This is a genomic window from Sulfuriferula multivorans (assembly GCF_003851125.1).
In the GTDB taxonomy this organism is placed as follows: Bacteria; Pseudomonadota; Gammaproteobacteria; order Burkholderiales; family Sulfuriferulaceae; genus Sulfuriferula; species Sulfuriferula multivorans.
Genome location: NZ_BGOW01000084.1, coordinates 1 through 1098, shown reverse-complemented (window position 1 = coordinate 1098; position 1098 = coordinate 1). Strand labels below are relative to the sequence as shown.

Annotated in this window: 1 protein-coding gene; it reads left to right on the top strand. The window is 66.5% G+C overall.

Going from position 1 to position 1098, the window contains the following annotated elements; genetic code table 11:
* Positions 1-9: 9 nt before the first annotated feature.
* A partial coding sequence (locus EI185_RS17655; protein WP_133372253.1) for an NAD(P)H-dependent flavin oxidoreductase occupies positions 10-1098 on the top strand: 1089 nt, incomplete at its 3' end.

The window sequence follows — 1098 nt, the reverse complement described above, 5'->3', positions numbered from 1 at the left end:
CAAGGCGGCATGGGTGTAGGCATCTCCGCGCACCGGCTGGCGGGCGCCGTGGCGCGGCTGGGCGCGGTCGGCACCATCGCCAGCATCGACCTGCGCCACCATCACCCCGACCTGCTCGCGCAGAGCAAACACTGCCGCGACAAGACGGCACTCGACCAGCTCAACCTGCTCGCCCTGGACCGGGAAATCAAAGCCGCCCTCGCCACCGCAGGCGGCGCCGGCCTCGTGGCAGTCAACGTCATGAAAGCCGTGGCCGAACACCCCACCCTGGTGCGCCAGGCCTGCGCGAGCGGCGCACAAGCCATCGTCATGGGCGCCGGCCTGCCGCTGGACCTGCCCGAACTGACCGAAGGCTATCCCGACGTAGCCCTGATCCCCATCCTCTCCGATGCGCGCGGAATCGGCATCGTCCTGAAAAAATGGATGCGCAAGCAGCGCCTGCCCGACGCCATCGTGATCGAACACCCGCGCTACGCCGGCGGCCACCTTGGCGCCCCCAAACCGGAAGACATCAACGACCCGCGCTTCGATTTCCCCGGCGTTCTGGACAGCGTATTCCAGCTGTTCAAGGAACTGGGCATCGAACGCGAACAAATCCCGCTCATTCCGGCCGGCGGCATCAACACCCACGAAAAGATTCGCGACCTGCTCGCCCGCGGCGCCAGCGCGGTACAGCTCGGCACCCCGTTCGCAGTGACCGAAGAAGGCGACGCCCACCCCAACTTCAAAAAAGTGCTGGCGGAAGCCAGACCGGAAGACATCGTCACCTTCATGAGCGTCGCCGGCCTGCCGGCGCGCGCCGTGCGCACCCCGTGGCTGGCCAATTACCTGCGCCGGGAAAGCAAGCTGCAGGACTGTGCCAAAAGCCATCCGGAGCGCTGCGCATCCGGGCTGCATTGCCTGACCCAGTGCGGGCTGCGCGACGGCATCGCGAAAGCCGGACAATTCTGCATCGATTCACAACTGGCTGCCGCGCTGCGCGGCGATATCGGCAAAGGCCTGTTCTTCAGGGGCTCGGAAAGCCTGCCGTTCGGTGCGGCCATCCGGCCGGTGCGGGAACTGCTGGAATATCTGCTGAATGGCAGGATGCCCGCGCTT